The sequence below is a fragment of the uncultured Nostoc sp. genome (genome assembly GCF_964245575.1).
Classification (GTDB): domain Bacteria; phylum Cyanobacteriota; class Cyanobacteriia; order Cyanobacteriales; family Nostocaceae; genus Nostoc.
This window is the reverse complement of sequence record NZ_CAXTNP010000001.1, coordinates 40,521-56,972: the sequence shown is the minus strand read 5'-3', so window position 1 is coordinate 56,972 and position 16,452 is coordinate 40,521. Positions and strand designations below refer to the sequence as shown.

The window sequence follows — 16,452 nt, the reverse complement described above, 5'->3', positions numbered from 1 at the left end:
TCCTCCACTTAAGAAAAGTCTATTTCGGCAAAAGCCTTTTCTAATTTTTCTTGGCTTAGTTCAACATCAGGAAAGTCAGAAGGAGTATAGCCAAATGCATCAGGAGACTGACTGCGGACAATAAGAGCACGTAGCACTTCTACACAACCTTGAGCTAGACCCTCAATTGTGGCCCGTTGATAAATGTTCTTGCTGTAGATCCAATCTAGTTGCAACTGACCACCCATAACAAAGCCAATACACTCCAGTAAATGGCTCATGCTTCCTCGTGGACTACGGTTTAGTCCGGGGATCAAGTGGGATAATCGAAACTCAGAATTCTCTGGAATAATTCGATCTAACTGACCCAAATAGTTGAAAATAACTTGAGCTTGAGGAAGGGCTTGTAATTGCTCAACTATTTCTACATCCTCGCTCATATAGCGCAGTACGCCATAGCCAATGCCCTGGTTGGGAATTTTGCGAAGCTGCTCTTTGACTGATTTTAAGGTATTTTCTGGATAGATTTCCTCACCCAGTTCTAAGACAACTGGGAAGATGGTTGTGAACCAACCTACGGTAAGCGATAAATCCATATCGTCGAATATGTCTTCTCGCCCGTGACCCTCTAAGTCGATTAATAGCGATCGCGAAGCGTCTCCTGTGGAGATTCGCTCTCCATTCCATTGTGCCAAAGTTTGTGCAACTGCGGTTATTAACAGGTCATTAATTTGGGTTAGATAAACCTGAGGAAGTTCTTGGAGCAATGCTTTGGTTTCTTCTGCACTGAGTTTGACTGACACAGTTTCGGCAGAAGCCATCAGGTTGTCCCCTTGATCATTATCCATTGGCACAGAAGAAATATATTTCCGCGATTCTGAGAGCCAATAGGGTAATTCTTGCTTTAATTCTGCTGACTGCGCGTATTGCTCTAGTCGTTGCGACCACCGTTGAAACGAAGTAGTTTTTAGTGGAAGCTTAATTGCTTCACCCTGAGAAAGCTGTTGACAAACTGTATATAGAGCGTCCAACAAAATTCGCCAAGAGACGCCATCAACTACCAAGTGGTGCATAACAACCAACATTCGAGCTGACTTTTGCACACCTAGTTCAAAAAAGGCCACCTTCAAAAGCGGCCCGGACGATAGGTTCAGGCTCGCCTGTACTATTTCCGTTGCTTCTTCAATGGCAGATTCTTGTTTTTCTGGTGACAGCACCGACAAATCCAGTCTAATAAAAGATAAAATCTCGTCTGGGCTAGCGTTGAACTGTTGCCAACCGGATTCCGTCTGCATAAAACGCAGGCGGAGCGCATCATGGTGGATGAGCAATTGCTGTAGCGCCTGCTCTATAATCAATGGGTCGAGTTCTTGATTCACTTCCAGTTGGATTGACTGGTTCCAGTGGTGCGAATCAGGCTGATTTTGTGCTAAAAACCACGCTTGGATCGGCGTCACGGGTAATGAACCAACGATCGCTTCCTGTTGCGCCTGGATTGTTGGAGTGTTTCCTGCCACTGCGGCTAATTCAGCGATCGTTTGGTGATCGAAAATTTGACTGGTAGTTAGCTGTATACCAGCCTGCTTGGCTTTGGCGATCACCTGAATGCTGAGAATAGAATCTCCGCCTAAGTCGAAGAAGTTATCGTAAATGCCCACTTGATCAACACCAAGTACCTGGCTCCAGATTTGGGCTAATATCTCCTCGACAGCAGTGTGCGGTGCAGCGTAAGTTGCTTCTAGTTCAGGTCTGGTTGTGTCTGGTGTTGGTAGTGCGCGTCGATCTACTTTGCCATTAGAAGTTAATGGCAGTGCCTTCAGCGATATCAAGGCTGAGGGCATCATGTATTCAGGTAGCTTCTGTTTGAGGAAACTTCGCAGATCACTAAGCGAGGGTGATTCATGGTTCCATACAATGTATGCCACTAAACGCTGATTACCTGGAACATCCTCCCGCGCTATGACTACTGTTTCTTGTACTCCCGAATACTCAGAGAGTACAGACTCAATTTCCCCTAGCTCAATGCGGAAGCCTCGAATCTTCACCTGGTCATCGCGACGTCCCAGGAACTCCAGCGTTCCATCTGCTCGGTAACGAACTAGGTCGCCAGTTTTATAAAGACGTTCCCCAGGTTCATTGCTAAAAGGGTTGGGGACAAACTTTTCTGCGGTCAGATCAGGGCGATGCAGATAGCCTCGGGCGATTCCCAGACCGCCAATGTACAGTTCACCCGCCATGCCAATGGGCACTAACTGACAGTGTTGGTTAAGTACATACAGCTTGGTATTGGCGATTGGATGACCAATTGGAACCGACCCTGATAGCTGTTCGCTACTTGGCACTTTATAAATGCAGCATCCCACAACTGTCTCTGTTGGGCCATACTCATTGACAAGCATGGTGTCAGGAGCAGCCTTTTGCCAAAAGGTAATGCTGTTGGCTAATAAATTTTCACCCCCAATAATGAAAGCGCGAGTTCGTCCACCAGCTTCTTTTGGTGATATTTGCTGGTTGAGCAATTCCAGATGAACAGGTGTAATTTTAACCAGGCTTAAGTTTGAGTGGTGACGTAGCGAGTTGCTCAGGGTTTCGATGCCTTGATCTTCTGGTAACAAGTCTACCCGACACCCTACCAGTAAAGGTGAAAACAGACTAGTTATCGTCAGGTCAAATGCTAGGGAAGAGTGAACTAGCGTCCCGTCTCCTTGCTCGACTGCATAAGCTTGCGTACACCAGTTGAGATAGTTTACCAAACCTTGATGGGGAATTAACGTTCCTTTGGGTTTACCAGTGGAGCCGGAGGTGTAGATGACGTAGGCTAGATTGAGAGCAGTTGTCTGACTGGTTGGGTTTTCTGCACATTCGTCAGCTATAACTTCCCAGTCGGTGTCTAGGCAAATGACTTTGATTCCCTCTGTTGGTATTTCGGCTACTAAACTTTGCTGGGTAAGCAGCACAGGAGCTTGAGTATCCCCAAGAATGAAGGCTTGGCGTTCCTTGGGATAGATTGGATCGATGGGCACGTATGCTCCACCTGCTTTGAGGATACCTAAGACTCCGATGACCATTTCTAGAGACCTCTCTACGCAAATGCCCACTAGCACATCGGAACCAACACCCTGTTTTTGTAAGTAGTGAGCTAGCTGATTGGCGCGAGTATTGAGTTCGGCGTAGGTTAATTGCTGGGTTTGAAATCTGACGGCGATATTTTCTGGTGTGTGATCGCTCTGTAACTCAAACCAATGATGGATGCACTGGTAGGGTAAGATAGTGGTTTGGCTGTTGTTAAATTCGGCTAAGAGTTGCTGACGCTCGATAGGACTGATGATATTGAAAGTAGCGATCGCTCCTTCGGGATTGTTAACCACACTAGCTAACAATGTCTCAAATTGATTCGCTAGACGCTGAATATCTTCTAAAGCCAAAACATTCGCATCGTAGTGAAATTCAGCGGCTATACTATCATCCCGACTAACACAGGTTAGTTTAACCTGAAACTTATCAACACAAGTGTACTGCTGATAAATTGAAAAGTAGACATCGCCAGCCAAATGTTTAGCCGAGAGAGATTCAAAATCGAAACAGAATGGGAAGAATAACTGCTCTGGACTATTACCTAATTCAACACTTTTTTCCCAACAAAAACTTTCTTGCCATTCAGATATTTCCTCTGTAGCTTCTGCAACCTGAACCAAGAGATCATTGAATTTGTAGTCATCTTCCAGATGACACCGCAGAGGTAAATATTTAACAATTAGTCCCAACGATTCTTGCAATTCTTCGTAGCCGCGACCATCACAAGCTGTTCCAATAACTATGTCTGATTGTTCGGTGAGTCGCCATAACAGAATTTGCCAACAAGTTATAAAAAATGTATCTTTATTAATTTTTTTACCCGGAGTGATAGCATTTATTTTTGCTACCAAATCAGGCGCAATTTTCCTGCTGAACCATTGGGGTTGAAATTCCGAGTTTTCAGTTTGCTGATTTGCAAAAGTAAGCCGTAAACCACTAAGACTAGAAATATCTAGCTTTCCCCAGTAATCTGTTTCTAATTCCAAATATCCTGCTTTCAGCAATTCATTTTGCCATTCAGCAATTTCGGCATATTGTAAAGGTTGCTCAATAACTGTTTCGCTCCGTAAGCAAGCCGCGTAGCATTTGCTCAGTTCACAAACTAAATTCTTCAGAGTAGGTGTATCCGCACACAAAGCAGGCAAACTGACAAGTAATAAATGTTTTTGTGGTGAGATAGTAGCAAGCGTTGTTTGTAAAAGGGGTGCTTTCTCCCAATCAAAACTCCGCTGACTTTCTGATTGAAACAGCTGCTCTATCTCTACTCCTAAAGCCTCTTGATTTTCCCACGAATATTCATTTAAGGATAGGAAGGTAGGCTGATTAATTACTTGAATAGGAATTTTTATACCACGGCTACGATGAAAAGTCGTTCGTAAAATTTCATGTCGATTTACTACTTGGTGTAAAGCTGCTTTTAAAACCTCATATTGCAAATTCCCTTCTAGGAGAATAGCACAATACGCCTGATAAGATTGACTGTCTTGTTGTAATAACCACAACCGTCTTTGTTGCGGGGAAAGTTGAAATCCATGAATTTGTTTTTGCATTTATCCTGCTCAAGCTTGATAGCGTATTTATTTACTTTAGGTACTCCTAATAATGTTAAATATCATCAAATTTTGCCATTTCGCCCATTGCAACTAAGAGTTGCCTTTCTCCCACATAGGAATTCCTTCCATGAGCAGTTAATAGATTATCTAGTATTAATAAATCTCCACTTTGCCAAGGAAAGCTAACTTCTGAGTGCTGATATACTGCACAGATTTCTTGCATCACCGAATCTTCAATAGGAGAGCCGTCACCGTAATAGCAATTTCGTGGCAAATCCTCTTGCTTAAACATTGACAAAAGCGACTCACGAGTTTGTGAATCTAAGCAAGCTGGATGCCAATGTTGCGCCTGATTAAACCAAGACATTTCCTCAGTTTGAGGGTGTTTGACAACTGCTGGTCGAACAACACGAGTCCTCAGTCGATTGCCTGTTTTCCATTCAAAATCAATTCCTGCGTTTGTACATGCAGCTTCTACTTCTAAGCGATCACTAGTTTGAAAAACTGTTTCCCAGTTTAATCCTAATCCATCCCCGTAGTTTCGGATATACATAACTTTCTTATCAATAAATCGCTCTCTAATTTGAGGATCGATTAGCTGAAAAACTATCCGACTATCAACAATTGGTGTTTCTCCTCCCTGCTGTGCAGGCTGAAGACAACCAAACAATATTTTCCTTGGCCAACAATAATTAAATGAATTTTCGTTATGCCACAAGAGCTTTTTATCAGCAGGGTAAGATACTGGAGTATAAACGTTACCGCTAACAGTTTTCCGGGGATGTTCACCATTCTCATTAAACAAGTCTGAACAAAGAGTCAAGCAAACTCGCTCAAATGCTGGTGCAGTATCTACATTGAATCCCCGGAATAATATCGCACCATATTTTAGTAAATTTGTTTCTATAAAATTTTGGCTGCTCTCAATCCAATCGGCTAAATCGAGATAGTCAATATTAGGTTTTAGGATGATCGGAAGTGTTTGCCAAGGGGTAAGAAAATCTATCTTGATAAATTCTGCCTCTGACAAATTAATTGTCTTTCGTCGCACTGTCTCTAATTTTATAGAGCTAGATTTTTTATTTTTTAAGTTTTTCATAAAACCCACTTTATTAATTTTTTTTATAATTTCTCACTAATAACCTTCCTTTGAACATTTTTTAATTTTTGGTAAGACACCTCTTTTTGTTTGATTTTATGGAGCATCTGCTGTTGTTTATCTGTTTTGTTAAAAATTTCTTCTAGTTCATTTAGTTTCGCATCTGGCTGTGTAACAACACTCGCTAAAATTATTTCAAAATGCTTCAGCATCCGGGTAATACTACTAGCATCAAATAGGTCTGTATCGTACTCTAATAATCCTTTCAATCCTTGCTCTGTCTCTCTTAGTTCCAAGAACAAATCAAGTTTGGTTTCCTCTGTTTCTACCTGATCCAAAATATTTACCGTTAAACCCGAAATCTCAAAAGGTGGTAATGGAGCATTTTGGAGAACAAGTTTGACTTGAAACAGTGGCATCCGGCTTCGGGTTCGCTCCAGTTTCAGGGCGTTCAGCAGTTTCTCAAACGGTAAATCCTGATGGGCGTATGCTGACAAAGTACAATCGCGCACCCGTCCAAGCAACTCTCGAAAGGTAGGATTTCCTGAGAGGTTTGTCCGCAATACCAGTTGATTCACAAAGAACCCAATTAGCCCTTCAACCTCTGGTCGGTTGCGGTTGGCGACATCAGTACCCACAACTATGTCGTCTTGGTCTGTGTACCAGTGCAACAGAGTCTTAAAGGTCGCTAGCAGTAGCATAAATAGCGTTATCCCTGACTGCTGGCTCAGGACTTTTAGCTCCTCTGATAAAGCCTTTGGTAACATTAGAGTTTGTCTAGCCCCTCGGAAGGCTTGAACTGTAGGTCGAGGGCGGTCGGTAGGCAACTGCAATGTCGGAAGATTATGCAGCTGCTGCTTCCAGTAAGCGACTTGAGTCTTTAATACCTCTCCCGCCAGCCACTGCCGCTGCCAAACAGCAAAGTCTGCGTACTGAATAGAGAGTTCAGGCAGCGTAGAGGGCTTACCAATACTGAAAGCCTCGTAAAGCGCTACCAGTTCACGAACGAGTACGCCCCATGTCCAACCGTCGGTGATGATGTGGTGCATAGTGACTTGCAGCAAATACTCTGTCTCGGTCAGATGCAGTATCATGCTCCGCAGCAATGGGCCTTGTTCTAAGTCAAAAAGCTGTTGGACTTCCTGAGTAGTTTGTCGCTGAACCTCCTGCTCACGCTTAACTTCCGGCAACTTCCTCAGGTCTACTCTCGGCAGAGTTATGGTCAAGACTGGAGCAATGATTTGAACCGATTCTCCTTCTGCGATCGCAAACGTGGTGCGTAGAGCTTCGTGACGGCGTATTATTTCATTTAGGCTCTGCTCCAGCACTGCTAGGTCGAGTGAACCCGTTATGTGTATAGATGCAACTTGATTATAGGCAGCGCTGTTTGGCTCCAATTGGTAGAGAAACCACATCCGCTGTTGAGCAAAGGATAGAGGTGCTGATTCGCGCTGGGAACGTCGAGGAATAAGTTGTAATTGAGCATTAGATTCAAATCCGCACAACCGCTTTTTCAGCAGCGTTTGCTTAACAACGGAAAGCTGAGAACGTCGCTGGGAAAGTTCATCTTTTTTCTGCTCAAAGCTTATACTATCGTTCCGAAAAGTCATTTGTTTAACTCTATATCCTATTGAGCAATATCTACCTAGAAATTTAAACTCTTTCTAATTCAGTATCTGTACTTTTATATAGTCTGGAAAAGCTTGAATCCGCGTTAAATCATTTTCAATAGTCACCAGTTCACCCCGCTTTTCAATTTCTTTGAAACCTGCAAATTTATAAGCGATATACATCATCCGGTTGCGATTATTGGAAACAAACTCAGCACACAGCCGAACTTTGTTGTTTTTAGCTAGATTCATAATATAGTTAAGCATAATTGTGCCGATCCCTCTGGACATGACGCGACAGGACATCAGCAGAAGTTTTATTGTCCAGACGCTTTCTTGGCACTCTATCAGAACTAACCCAATTTTACCGTAACTTCCATATTTATCATCTAAACTAGCAATAAACAGTTTGTGATTTTCTGATTGACGAAAATGATTGAGTTCATCATAAGAGTATGTATAACCAGTTGTATTCAATTGGTTAGTACGTACTGTTAATTCTTCTGCCCGTTGTAAATCTTCTTCTTTTGCTGAAGAGATGGTAAAACTCATCTTAAGGGTGGCTAAAAACTCTTCGGGTGTCCCAACGAATTCTTTTTCAGTATTTTGACGCTTTATATCACTAATGTACATTAACCTTCTAATTTTGGAATCTTCTGTAATAAAACGCGGATTCATTTCTGGCATATCTAATAGATCCGCCAGTTGAGATGCGTTGATACAGAGGACTTCCGGCAGGGAAAAGTTAACTTCTTCCAGTTCAAATGGCTGATCGTCAATAAAGGCGATCGCATCACTCCCAATATTAATTAATTTAGCGATTTCTTGAAGAGAAGCAGCTTTGGAATTCCAATTAATTTGAGGATACAGAAAATATTCTTGCAAACCAAACTCTTGAAGTTTGTTCATGGCAAGAACACAATCATTTTTACTTGCAATAGATTGTAATATCCCGCGACTATCCAAAGTTTTGATGATATCTAGAATATCATCTCGCAAGTAAACAGAGTTATCCTCCAATAACACACCATGCCATAGCGTGTTATCTAAATCCCAAACGACGCACTTAATGATTTTTTTGTCTTCTTGCTTGTTATTTGAAGATTCAATTTGAGTGCTAATCATGTATTTATATCCTTGCTGCTAAGTTTTGCACCATCACAGCGCCAGTGCGTGGTGATAAGTACTCCTGATAACCGTACTCAGCAATAGTAATTTGTTGAATTTGAGTGCTACCTTCAATGATTTCCATGATTTTGGCATCTCGCAAATATCTTTCAACCGGGTATTCGCTACTGCAACCATTACCACCATGAATTTGTACGGCATCACTTGCTACTTGAGAAGCAATTGTGGATGTAAAATACTTGGCAATTGAAGTCTCTATAATGGAGCTAGGATCGCCAATATCTTTGAGATAGCCAGCTTGATAGCATAGCAATCTTGCTGCTTTGACATTGGCAATCATGTTAGTAATCATTTGGCGAATTAATTGATGTTCTTTTAAATAAACGCCAAACTGCTTGCGATCGCTTGTATAACGAATGCAAGCCGACAAACAAGCTTGTGCAATGCCTACAGACCCCCATGCTACACTGTATCTGCCATAATCCAGTGCAGAGGATGCTACATAAGAGAAACCAGAACCCAGCCTACCCACAAGATTTTCTTGGGGAATGCGACAGTTATCTAGGTGCAATTCTGCTAACATCGAAGCCCTGACACCTAGCATCCCAAAAATTGGTTTGATCGAGAGTCCAGGGCTATTCTTTTCAACTAAGAAAGCAGAAGGTTTTTCTTCACATTGAGCAAACACTAAAAAGACATCTGCAATTTGTCCATAGGTAATCCATTTTTTGTGTCCATTTAAGATGTAAGCATCCCCAGAAAGTGTTGCCGTAGTTTCCACACTTTTGGCATCACTACCCACGTTAGGTTCACTCAAAGCGAAAGCAGCAATTATTTCACCAGAGGCTAATTTAGGAAGCCAATAGTTTTTTTGAGACTTATTGCCCCACTTGCAAAGAGCATGACAAACCATGCAATGAACTGTCAGCAAACTCCGCAGCGAAGAACACCCGCGTCCAATTTCTTCGTTCAGCAAGCCATAGGTGATCATATCCATAGCTTCGCCACCGAACTCTTTAGGTAAAACAGCACCTAAATATCGTTTTTGAGCGAATTTTTTAACTAGGTCTGGAGGGGTACGTTCTTGTTGATCGTATTGATTTGCCTGAGGTACAACCTCTGCATCTACAAATTCTCTAAATTCAACCTGAGCGTTTTTTTGCTGAGGAGTTAATTCTAGTTTCATCACATCACTGAGGTAGATAAATACCGTCAATTTTTGGTTTATTTGTAGGTAAGCAAAGCTGTTTTACGTTGTACTAAATTGCTCATAGCATTTATTGTCTTAAAGTTATCAAACTCCAGATCCTCGTTTTCAATAGTAATTTGAAATTCTTGTTCTAAAAATAAGACTAGTTGCATGGCAAACATTGAATTAACAAAACCGAGACTAAATATATCTTCATCTAACTGCAAGTCATGGTCACCAAAAAATCGGCAAAGGAAGGTTTTAATTCTTGTTGTGGTTTCTTTCATAATTTAACACTATTTATGTGACTTTTTATTCATAGTAATATTCTAATTTATTGATATCTAATCAGAAAAAATAAAAAATAATTTTACAAATCATTTAGGATTGCTATATGCATAAAACCCTTTGCCACTTTTACGACCATGCAATCCCGCATCTACCATTTTCTTAAGCAATGGACATGGCCTGTATTTACTGTCGTTGAAACTTTCATACAAAACTTCGATGGAAAATAAAATCGTATCTAGACCAATTAAATCGGCTGTTTCCAGTGGGCCCATTTTGTGACCAAAGCAGGTTTTAAAGATTTTATCCACCTCTTCTATTGAAGCAACTTGGTCTTGCAGGATAAAAATAGCTTCGTTAATAGTCAACATCAACACGCGGTTGGAAACAAAACCCGGTGAGTCATTAACGATGATGCATTCCTTGCCCATCTGAGCCAACAATTTTTTTGCTGTCTCGATTGTTTCATCAGATGTATGATGCCCACGAATCATTTCAACCATCGGTTTCATTGGCACGGGGTTCATAAAATGCATACCAATGACTCGTGGTGTTCGCTTGGTCACTGAAGCAATGCGGGTAATTGAGATAGCTGATGTATTAGCTGCAAATACTGTTTTCTCTGGACAAATGGCATCAAGCTGCGCGTAGACCTCCTTTTTAATATCCCACTTTTCCGTGACATTTTCAATCACAAATTCTGCATCTTCAAGGAATTTATAGTTACTTGAAAACTTAATTCGATGCAGTATGTCGTTAGGACTCTCTGCTTCACTGTTTTTCTGGAAAAAACCCTGAAAACGGACATTATTTCTAATTTCTTGTTTAGCATGATCCAGAATATCTTCTGAAATATCTACTAAAATCACCTGATGACCTGTTTGAGCGAGGTTTTGTGAAACCCCGATTCCCATAACACCCGCTCCGACAACACCAACTGTCTGAATTTCTCTCATTGCTACCTATTTTTAGAATTTCATTGTTCATTTTCGTTTAGCGTAAACATAGTACATCGCTGACTTTTCATACAAGTTTTCTTTTTCTATTACGACGTTATAATTTTTGATTTTAAGCAAGTCAGTAATTTGCTCTAGCCGCCCCTGTTTATCGCCTACTCCTATGACAATCTGCTTGATTTTTTTCCAATTTTCATTCTTGATACCTTTGATGACATCAAGTTCGCTTTTATACGCATCAATTTTTAGTAAGTCTATGCGTTCGACGTTTTGTTCGCCAAGGACATCAGAGAGGGTTCTCAGTTGGCAAGAAAAAGACTGACTTTTAAATCTTTCTTCTAGCAATTCACCAGAATATTGTATCAGGTTTTCCCAACTCTTGAGATTATTTTGCAATTGATTGAGGACGATCGCTTTTAAAACTGATTTTTCTTCTTCTCCATTAGCATAGAATGACGACATTCCAGAACTATTGGGATAAAACGTTAATGTTGCGGCTTTTGACTCGTCAGACAATCCGCAATTGAACAGTTTGGCATTCATCCCATAGCGTTTTGTATTCGCGCGTAAAATTTCCAACAGAGGCAAAGCCGGCTCAAATGCATAATATTCTGGGATTTTTGCATTGCTGATTGACAAACAGCGTAAACAAACCGATGTGAGAGCCGACATCAAAAATCCAGTCCCGATTGTTGAGAGTAATTCCGTGCTTGAGATAGACTTAATTTTCCAAAATGTCCTTGTAGAAGTAATCAGTTTCTGCTTTGCCCAGATGCACAATCTCTAGATTGTTCGGCAATCTGTAGCTTTGCTCGGCTGACTGTTAGTTATCGGTGCTTGTTGCTTTTTAGTAACAACAGATACAAGTTCCTGAGCTTCGTCTTCAGTTAATTCTTCTAACTCCGCTATAATCATTTCTTCAATAAATAAACCCAACTCAGCTACAGAGGGTGCTTCAAAGAGGGCACGAAGGGATAGTTCTAATTGGAAGTTTTTGCGAAGTTGGGCAATCACCTGAATACCGATTAGGGAATTTCCTCCCAATTCAAAGAAGTTGTCATATATACCTACTTGCTCGATGCCCAACAATTGTTGGTAGAAGTTAGCAATTTTGTGTTCGAGTTCACTGCTAGGAGCAACATACGAATTCCGTAAATGTGGGCGCGAGTGTAGCGAAAGCTCTGATACTGTTTCGCTATTCGTTGGTAATTGATATTCCTGGGCTTCGCCGCCTTGAAAGTTTTCTGGTGAGCATGTCTGCGAGATGGCGACAACTTGTGTTTGTTTGTGTGGTTCAATCCAATAACGCTGACGCTCAAACGGATAGGTTGGTAAGGGCAAACGATCGCGACGCTGATGAGAATAAAATCCTGCCCAATCTATCTGCACTCCTGCAAGCCAAAGCTGACCTAGTGTATTCAGCAAAAAGGCAATATCTGATTGACGTTCGTAAGCATGCCGCAGCGATGGCAGCACAACTCGATCTGCTAGGCGATCGCTCTGTAAAATACTGAGTGCTAAACTGCTCAATGTCTGTCCAGAACCAACTTCTAACAGAACCGGATTGTGTTTTTTGGACAATTCTTGCACTGCCGAAGCAAACTGCACAGCTTGGCACATATGCTTAACCCAGTAGTTGGGATCTGTTGCTTGCTCTGCTGTAATCCAAGTTCCTGTGACATTGGATAAATAGGGAATTTTAGGTGGTTGGAGATTGAATGTTTTAACTAGATCGTGTAAGTTGGGTGCGATCGCCTCCATCATTTTTGAATGAAAAGCATGGGAAGTAAAAATCCGCCGACACGCCAAACCCTTTTGGGTTAGGTGGCGTTCCAATTCATCCACAGCCTCGGTGTAACCCGAAATTACACAAAGAGATGAGCCGTTGATTGCTGAGAGGGAAAGTTTCTCACTTAGGAAAGGCTGTACCTCTTGTTCTGTCAGGGGAACAGCAAGCATTGCCCCTGCTGGCAACTCTTGAATCATTTGCGCTCTTTTGGCAACAAGAGTCAGAGCGTCTTCCAGAGACAAAACTCCTGCTAAAGTTGCCGCTACAAATTCACCGATGCTGTAGCCAATCATGGCAACAGGACGAATTCCCCACTCGATCCACAACTGAGCCAAAGCGTACTCGATGACAAAGATGGCTGGTTGGGCGAGAAAGGTTTGATTTAGTTTTTGTGTGGCTTCATCTGCTGGTTCTTCACCACGACCAAGCATCTTTCGCAAATCCAGACCTGGTTTAGGTGGGTTATGTTTTTGAGAACTATTTTTGGGATACAGCACATCCCGCAGATCCAGACCAAGGAGAGGTTTTAGCAATAGGCAACATCTGTCAACTGCTTGTTGAAACGTCGGCTCAACTTGGTAAAGTTCAAGAGCCATGTTAATATAATGAGTTCCCAGCCCAGGAAACATCAAAGCGATGGGGCGATCGCGATCGTGCAACCCGTCCGCAGGGCTGGGAGTGTATGCAGTGTATTCACTTGTCTCTTGAATACTGGTCAAAACTCGTTTTGGATCTTGCAGTGCATTCATTGCATCATCAACATCCTGACAAACAACCACCCGTCGATAGCCCATAGCCCTGCGACCCACCTTCAGGGTATAAGCCACATCAGCTAAGTTTAAATTGGGATGCTGTTTCAGGTGATTAACCAGATTTGCCGTAGCTGATAAGAGTGCTGATTCCGTTTTCGCAGAAAGAACCAACACCTGATATTTCCTCCCCTGCTCCCCTGCTCCCCTGCTCCTCTGCTCCCTAACCGGGGCTTCCTCCAGAATTATATGTGCATTAGTTCCCCCAATACCGAAGGAACTAACTCCAGCACGGCGGGGGATGCCATTGGTTTTCCATTCAGACAACTTGGTGTTTACATAGAAAGGACTATTGTTGAAATCAATCTCAGGGTTGGGTTGCTCAAAGTGTAAGCTAGGTGGAATCAACTTGTGTTTTAGAGCCAGAACCGTCTTAATGAAGCCAGCTATACCTGCCGCTGCATCTAGATGTCCAACATTTGTTTTTACCGAACCAATGGCACAGAAGTTTTTTTTCTGAGTACTTGTACCGAAGGCTTTTGTTAAAGCCTTGATTTCCACAGGATCTCCTAGAACTGTACCGCTACCGTGACACTCTACATAGTTGACTGTCTCAGCCTCAATGTCGGCTACAGCAAGAGCTTGTGCGATCACCTGGGCTTGCCTAACCAAGCTAGGTGCTGTGTAACCCACTTTCAAAGCTCCATCATTATTGATAGCAGAACCTTTGATAACAGCATGAATGCAGTCACCATCGGCTAGAGCATCTTCCAAGCGTTTGAGAACTACTACTCCAACTCCGCTGCCACCCACAGTTCCCCTAGCTTTGGCATCAAAGGTACGACAGTGCCCATCGGGAGACATTATTCCCCCTTCTTGATGTAAATAACCAGCTTTTTGTAAGACATTTATACTCACACCACCAGCTAGAGCCATATCGCATTGGTAACTGACCAAGCTTTGGCTTGCCAAATAGATTGCAACTAATGATGTGGAGCAGCCAGTTTGAACATTAATACTTGGGCCTTTTAGATTTAATTTATAGGAGGTGCGTGTAGTTAGGAAATCTTTTTCATTACCGAGTAGCGTTTGTTGACCAATTTCTAAGCTGAGTAAGTTGCGGTTGGAAGCAATGTTGAACAACAAATAGCTGTTCCAAGCCATACCCCCATAAATGCCAATTTCGCCTGCAAAGTTTTCAGAATCGTAGCCAGCATCTTCCAGAGCCTGCCACGAACACTCCAAAAAAAAGCGGTGTTGGGGGTCCATAATTGCTGCTTCTCTTGGGTTAAAACCAAAGAATGCAGCGTCAAATAATTCTATATCTTCTAATACTGCCCCAGCTTTTACATGGCGAGGATTATTCAGTATAGCTGGATCAATTGCTGAATTTAATATATCTTCATCCGTTAAGACAGAAATTGACTCCACACCATCTTTGAGGTTTTGCCAAAAATCATTAATACTTTTGGCTCCAGGAAAACGACCAGCCATGCCAATCACAGCTATCCCTTCCATATTCTCATTTATGAAAGTATCATTAACGGACATCGGCTATCTGCTCCCTCGTTTCCAATGATAATTCTTTCACCAAATTTTGTGGAGCAGTAGGAGGTAAAAAACCTCCTTTACGTAGTTCCCTAACGCTAGCTTTAAAAGCCTGAATTATATAATTAATATCTTCATCTGTATGAGCTGTAGAAAGGTAGCCTCCAGGTCCTCCCAACATAACTCCCTGATTTAGAAGGTGATAATATAAAAGTTCTCGCAACTCGGATGGAGTAGCATATTCTAAAAGTGAAAATTTCTCTAAAAAAGCAGGACTAAACCACGAGCTAAAATTCCTCAGACGTAAAGGAACTTCTTCTTCTTCAAAGTAAGCATTTAATGTTTCAACTAGTTGTGACATCCGTTGATTCAACTGCTGTTGTAACTGTGATCCTTGCATTTTTAGATGTTTAAGCACAGCTAGTGCCGCAGCCATAGCTAGTGGATGCCTACGAAATGTACCTGCAAAATATGTTGTTTCGACTTGAGGTTGAGATGCATCACCATAATTCCACATCCCGCCATCAATTCTATCCATGTAGGTAGCCTTGCCAGCAATAATTCCAATCGGCATTCCGCCACCAACAATCTTTCCATAGGTAGCTATGTCTGCTTCAACACCAAACCACGCCTGTGCGCCACCTGGATGAACACGAAAGCCAGTTATCACTTCATCAAAAATTAATGCTATCCCTAATTCTTTGGTCAATTGTCTCAGCTGCAAGAGAAAATCTTTAGGCTGCAAGTCTGGTCGGCGACTTTGTACAGGTTCAACTAAAACAGCAGCCAATTCGTGCTTATTAGCTCTGATTGCATCTAGTGATTGAGGATTTCCATAATCTAAAACTAAATAATCTTCAACAATATTTTGCGGTATTCCTGGAGTTATTGGTACAGTACGTGAAATTCCGTCTAGCGTTTCTGTCTTAACTAGCGTTCCATCAAAATGACCGTGATAGGAGCCAGAGAATAGCACAATCTTGTTACGTCCTGTTGTTGTTCGTGCTAAACGTATTGCTGCCATCACTGCTTCTGTGCCTGTATTGCTAAAGGCAACTCTCTCCATTCCTGTCAGTTCACAAATTAATTCACCTACCTCGCCAGTAAGTTCTGATTGCGGGCCAATTTGTATTCCTTTTTCAAGTTGTTCTTTGAGGGCTGCTTGGATAAAAGGTGGATTGTGGCCAAAAAGATTGACTCCCAATCCCATCATGAAGTCTATATATTCATTGCCATCAACATCCCATATCCTGGAACCCAGAGAGCGCTTGACAGCAATAGGGTAGCACATTTCTTTACAAGACAAACTAAAACCTACTGGCCCCATATTGCTAGTAATAATCGGGCGATAAGCTTGAGCAAGTTGTTTTGATTTTTTTGTCCGCTCGTTGTAGCGTGCAGTGAACGCTTCTAAATATCTCTGTTGTAACTGATTTTTTTGTTCATTCATGATATTTACATTTTGTTATAAAAAACCTTATCTATGCAC

General features: G+C 41.9%; 9 protein-coding genes and 1 pseudogene. All 10 read right to left on the bottom strand.

What is annotated here, in order from left to right:
• Nucleotides 1–8: 8 nt before the first annotated feature.
• Nucleotides 9–4,604: an amino acid adenylation domain-containing protein gene (locus tag ACFFAP_RS00215; RefSeq protein ID WP_375509328.1), complete on the bottom strand. Its 4,596-nt coding sequence runs from the start codon at nt 4,602–4,604 to the stop codon at nt 9–11.
• Nucleotides 4,605–4,659: 55 nt separating this feature from the next.
• Nucleotides 4,660–5,706, bottom strand: a complete 1,047-nt coding sequence (locus tag ACFFAP_RS00210; RefSeq protein ID WP_375509327.1) for a TauD/TfdA family dioxygenase — start codon at nt 5,704–5,706, stop codon at nt 4,660–4,662.
• 23 nt (nt 5,707–5,729) lie between these two features.
• Nucleotides 5,730–7,316: a condensation domain-containing protein gene (locus ACFFAP_RS00205; RefSeq protein WP_375509326.1), complete on the bottom strand. Its 1,587-nt coding sequence runs from the start codon at nt 7,314–7,316 to the stop codon at nt 5,730–5,732.
• Nucleotides 7,317–7,370: 54 nt separating this feature from the next.
• Nucleotides 7,371–8,441 carry an HAD-IIIC family phosphatase gene (locus tag ACFFAP_RS00200; RefSeq protein ID WP_375509325.1) on the bottom strand — a complete coding sequence of 357 codons (1,071 nt, stop codon included), beginning with the start codon at nt 8,439–8,441 and terminating at the stop codon, nt 7,371–7,373.
• 4 nt (nt 8,442–8,445) lie between these two features.
• On the bottom strand, nt 8,446–9,660 hold the full coding sequence (locus ACFFAP_RS00195) for an acyl-CoA dehydrogenase family protein (RefSeq protein WP_375509324.1): 1,215 nt from the start codon (nt 9,658–9,660) through the stop codon (nt 8,446–8,448).
• An 8-nt stretch (nt 9,661–9,668) separates the two neighbouring features.
• Nucleotides 9,669–9,920, bottom strand: a complete 252-nt coding sequence (locus tag ACFFAP_RS00190) for an acyl carrier protein (protein WP_375509323.1) — start codon at nt 9,918–9,920, stop codon at nt 9,669–9,671.
• A 90-nt stretch (nt 9,921–10,010) separates the two neighbouring features.
• Nucleotides 10,011–10,877 (bottom strand): 3-hydroxyacyl-CoA dehydrogenase family protein, encoded by an 867-nt coding sequence (locus ACFFAP_RS00185; RefSeq protein ID WP_375509322.1) that lies wholly within the window; start codon nt 10,875–10,877, stop codon nt 10,011–10,013.
• Nucleotides 10,878–10,904: 27 nt separating this feature from the next.
• Nucleotides 10,905–11,549 (bottom strand): FkbM family methyltransferase, encoded by a 645-nt coding sequence (locus tag ACFFAP_RS00180; RefSeq protein WP_375509321.1) that lies wholly within the window; start codon nt 11,547–11,549, stop codon nt 10,905–10,907.
• A 219-nt stretch (nt 11,550–11,768) separates the two neighbouring features.
• A pseudogene (locus ACFFAP_RS00175) lies at nt 11,769–14,966 on the bottom strand (beta-ketoacyl synthase N-terminal-like domain-containing protein); the annotation flags it as partial.
• Complete coding sequence (locus ACFFAP_RS00170) at nt 14,956–16,413, bottom strand: aspartate aminotransferase family protein (RefSeq protein WP_375509320.1); 1,458 nt, start codon at nt 16,411–16,413, stop codon at nt 14,956–14,958. The pseudogene ACFFAP_RS00175 and the gene ACFFAP_RS00170, both read right to left, overlap by 11 nt.
• Between the last annotated feature and the right edge of the window lie 39 nt (nt 16,414–16,452).

Excerpts from the sequence above, each read along its gene's own strand:
- ACFFAP_RS00215 (WP_375509328.1), bottom strand. The coding sequence starts at position 4,604 with ATGCAAAAACAAATTCATGGATTTCAACTTTCCCCGCAACAAAGACGG.
- ACFFAP_RS00210 (WP_375509327.1), bottom strand. The coding sequence starts at position 5,706 with ATGAAAAACTTAAAAAATAAAAAATCTAGCTCTATAAAATTAGAGACA.
- ACFFAP_RS00205 (WP_375509326.1), bottom strand. The coding sequence starts at position 7,316 with ATGACTTTTCGGAACGATAGTATAAGCTTTGAGCAGAAAAAAGATGAA.
- ACFFAP_RS00200 (WP_375509325.1), bottom strand. The coding sequence starts at position 8,441 with ATGATTAGCACTCAAATTGAATCTTCAAATAACAAGCAAGAAGACAAA.
- ACFFAP_RS00190 (WP_375509323.1), bottom strand. The coding sequence starts at position 9,920 with ATGAAAGAAACCACAACAAGAATTAAAACCTTCCTTTGCCGATTTTTT.
- ACFFAP_RS00185 (WP_375509322.1), bottom strand. The coding sequence starts at position 10,877 with ATGAGAGAAATTCAGACAGTTGGTGTTGTCGGAGCGGGTGTTATGGGA.
- ACFFAP_RS00180 (WP_375509321.1), bottom strand. The coding sequence starts at position 11,549 with ATGTCGGCTCTCACATCGGTTTGTTTACGCTGTTTGTCAATCAGCAAT.
- ACFFAP_RS00170 (WP_375509320.1), bottom strand. The coding sequence starts at position 16,413 with ATGAATGAACAAAAAAATCAGTTACAACAGAGATATTTAGAAGCGTTC.